Annotated in this window: 5 protein-coding genes; 4 read left to right on the top strand and 1 reads right to left on the bottom strand. The window is 57.3% G+C overall.

From position 1 onward, the window contains the following. The 4 genes from PHW69_10020 to PHW69_10005 all read left to right on the top strand — a co-directional run. Window positions 1–675, top strand: a 675-nt coding sequence (locus tag PHW69_10020) for an alkaline phosphatase family protein (GenBank protein MDD4005519.1), incomplete at its 5' end; no start/stop codon positions are given. Between the two features lie 8 nt (window positions 676–683). Next, the gene (locus PHW69_10015) at window positions 684–911 is read left to right on the top strand and encodes a DUF167 family protein (GenBank protein ID MDD4005518.1); all 228 of its coding nucleotides are present in this window, start codon (window positions 684–686) and stop codon (window positions 909–911) included. A 27-nt stretch (window positions 912–938) separates the two neighbouring features. Then, the gene (locus PHW69_10010; GenBank protein ID MDD4005517.1) at window positions 939–1,694 is read left to right on the top strand and encodes a hypothetical protein; all 756 of its coding nucleotides are present in this window, start codon (window positions 939–941) and stop codon (window positions 1,692–1,694) included. 52 nt (window positions 1,695–1,746) lie between these two features. Further along, window positions 1,747–2,559, top strand: coding sequence for a hypothetical protein (locus PHW69_10005; protein ID MDD4005516.1), 813 nt, complete (start codon window positions 1,747–1,749; stop codon window positions 2,557–2,559). Window positions 2,560–2,648: 89 nt separating this feature from the next. On the opposite strand, the gene PHW69_10000 is transcribed toward PHW69_10005, so the two are convergent. Continuing rightward, the coding region (locus tag PHW69_10000) for a hypothetical protein (GenBank protein MDD4005515.1) at window positions 2,649–3,407 on the bottom strand (759 nt) is incomplete at its 5' end.

Here is a 3,407-nt window from a genome sequence, read left to right as displayed (position 1 = left end):
CTTAACCGGTATTACGACAGTTTCAGGTACAACGCGCTTTCGCCGATGGACGAGGACGACAGCATGAGCCTGCTGCTCGGCGAAGTGCTGTCCGGAAGCGGGCTGAAACAGCTCCGTCTGGCGGAAACCCAGAAATTCAAGCACGTCACCTCGTTTTTCAACGGCAAGATGCTCAAGCCCTATCCGGGCGAAGACCGCATCGAGATAAAAGGGACGTTCGATCCCGCCACGTTCGCTTCTCACCCGGAGATGAACGCGCGGGAAGTGGTTGCCGAGGCTGTTCGGCAGGTTGAAACGGGCGGGTATGATTTTATGGCGGTTAATTTCGCCAATTGCGATATGGTGGGCCATACCGGCAGCATGCCGGCGGCGGTCAAGGCTGTGGAAGTGGTGGACGAGTGTCTTGGCAGGCTGGTGCCCGCGGCGCTTGGCAAAGGCTACTATGTGCTTATCACGTCAGACCACGGCAATGCCAAAGAGATGTGGGACGAGAAAATCGGCCTGCCCAAAACCTCGCATACCTGCAATCCCGTAACCTTTACGCTGTGCGCGCCGGCTGGCGATGCCGTGAAACTAAGGGAGTCGGGCGTGCTGAGCGACATAGCGCCCACCGTGCTGGAGCTTCTGGGCGTGCCGGTTCCCTGGGAAATGAGTGCGCGGTCGCTTATCGCGTGAGCGCAGCCATGCCGCGATACATAAAACTGCGGGTGCATCCCGGTTCAAAGAAAGCGCGGGTTCTGCGCAAGGCGGAGGATACGCTGGAGATCTGGGTGAAAGCGCCTGCCGAACGCGGGCTCGCCACCGCTGAAGCGCTGGCCGCGGCGGCGGAGGAGCTGGGCGTGGAGCGCAGGCTTGTGCGGCTGATAAAAGGCGCGCAGAGCCCTTCTAAAACAATCGAGCTTTTGGCGTAGGCTATCATGATTAAAGGCGGAACGGTTATGAAGAAAAGTGTTTTATCGGTTTGTGTCGTGCTGGCCGGCGTCATGCCAGCGGCGGCGCTGGTTAAGGGGGATACCGCGGTGGAGGTGGAAACCGTGTGGCTGCGTCTTTTTCCCAAAGGCGAGGCTTCTCAGACTTATATTGAAGCCGCCGTGAACGGCCGCACGACGGTGCGGGTTCAGTCGTCGGGCAAGATAACAACCCGCAGCGGGAAAGTTGACAAACAGCTGGTGAAGGACCTGTTTCAGGAAATGCGCGGCAACGATGTGTTTGATTCCGCCGCCCTGGGTACCGGGCGGATGCTTTTTTATAAAGGCGATCTGCTGCGGATTTCGGCGGTCTGGGAAGGGGAAATCCGCACGGTGGAGATGCCTACCGAAAAACTCACGCAGGGTTTCCGTTACGCGCTTGACGCTCTCAAAAAGGCGGCGCTCAAGCTGCCGGTGAACAGGAAAATTTACCGGTTTGTCGCCGCGTATCCCGTGGCCGAGGACGAACTGGCCTCCCATACCGACGCAACAGGGCGCGAACGCTACCGCTATAAGTATCTGGAAACTTCCGTTATAGATCTGAATCCCGCGATTTCACGCGCCATCCTGCGTCCTCAGCTGCTGGTACCGCTTAACAGCAGGAAGGAATCGGAGGAGCTTTATGATTTTTTCTATGACAACAAGATTCGCGCGGAGAGCGGCGATTTCATGCTGTCAACTTCGCGCGGCGATTTCAAGATGGAGATAATAAAGGCCACCTACTGACCGCCGGCCGGTTTCGCGTGTTGTTTCGGAAGTTTAAAAGGGGATCTGTCTTATGAAAATAAACCGGAATTTTTTGTCGGAAAGCGGCAAAATTTATGCATACGCCGCGGTCATTCTGTTCGTGGTGTGTGTTGTGATGGTTCTGTTTGTAAGGACACGGGTGAAAAAACTTCATGAATCCGCGTTTGTGCCGCCCGCCGCAGGCATAAGCGGCTCGCCGCTGCCGGGCAATGCGGAAGTTCAGCAGGCCGCGGGCCAGACCGGCGTTTATCCGCCCGCGGGCCGGGCCAGGGTGGCGCATTTGGCGGCTTCTATGCCGGCGGCGGAGTTGCGGGGCGGCAATGAATATGGCGCGGCCGCCACGCCGCCGCGCGGCGTTGATGAAATGCTTGAAGAACTGGCTTCGAATAAACGCAAACCCGGGGGCGTGCCCATGTCGGATAAACAGCTTGAACAGAAAATTTATTCGCCCAGTCTGGACAAGCGGCCTGTTGCGGTAAAACTGGACAGGGCGTTGCCGCTTTTCAAGGAATCTGACAAGAATGGTCAGGCGCTTGTTTTCGTGCCCGTCGAGGCGGAACGTATCGCTACCGAGAACGCCTATGCCGAATTCGCGCGCCGGCATAAAGGAAAAGCGTTGCCCCGGCCCGATTTCGGCGCGCAGATGCTTATCGTGCTGGTGTCCAAAGAGAATGGCATGCCGAGCAAAATTTTTGAAATCGTGGATATCAAGGCGGATGAAAAAACCGTATTCGTAAAATACCGGGTTAATCCGTTTGAGTCCAGAAAAGGGGGCGAAGATTCTTTTGCCCATTCCGTTGTCAAAAAAAGTTCCAAGAGGATTGTGCTGGAACAGGTTCTGTAGCGGCATCGTTTCTTTTTATCAAGTTACAGCCCCGCCGATAATCAGGCGGGGCTGTTTTGACAGCATATGATGCTGTTAGGATTGCGGAATCAATTTTGTTTGCCGGACAGTGTTACATGAACCCACATTTCAAAGGCGGCACTGTTGTCGCTGTCACTGCCATAATTGTTATTCGTGCCCATGTTGCCGCCGGGTCCTCCGCCCATGCTGCCGCCGGGTCCTCCGCCCATGTTGCCGCCGGGTCCTCCGCCCATGCTGCCGCCGGGTCCTCCGCCCATGTTGCCGCCGGGTCCTCCGCCCATGTTGCCGCCGGGCCCTCCGCCCTTGTTGCCGCCGGAACGGCCACCCATTCTGTCGCCCGGTTTATTTTTGCCGGTGGCGCCGCTGGAAACGGTTTCGGCGTCCGCGCTTAGTCCTACCATCAGTTTTTCAGGCGAGTCCGATATTAATTTCAGCGGAATCCGCGCTTCCAGAATTCCTTTCCTGCGGACATTGCCTATTTTAATTTCAATTTTCAGGCCCGGCGCAATTTCCGCAAGCTCCGTTTCTTCGAACCCGATATATTTTATAGGACTGGCGGAGCCGGGCGTTTTTCCGTTCCTGTCCGGTTCATGAACCCCTTGCCGCCGGGTTCGCGCTTGCGGTTCGGGATTTATTTCCCGAGGCGCCGGTTCCTGCGGCTCGTCAAGTTCATCTTGTGCGTTGCCGCTTAGCCGGTCCGCGCCGGTTTGTTCCGCCGGGCCGGCGGGCTCCGGTTCACGCCTGGCGGTTCCGGGAAAGGCATCGGGTGCGGATCCGAACTGAATGCCCAGCCTGCGTTCCTTTCTCTCGTCGGCGTTACGACAGAG

Source organism: Elusimicrobiaceae bacterium (genome assembly GCA_028700325.1).
GTDB lineage: Bacteria > Elusimicrobiota > Elusimicrobia > Elusimicrobiales > Elusimicrobiaceae > JAQVSV01.
Note: the sequence above shows the minus strand (reverse complement) of the source record. Positions and strands in the feature narration are given on the sequence as shown.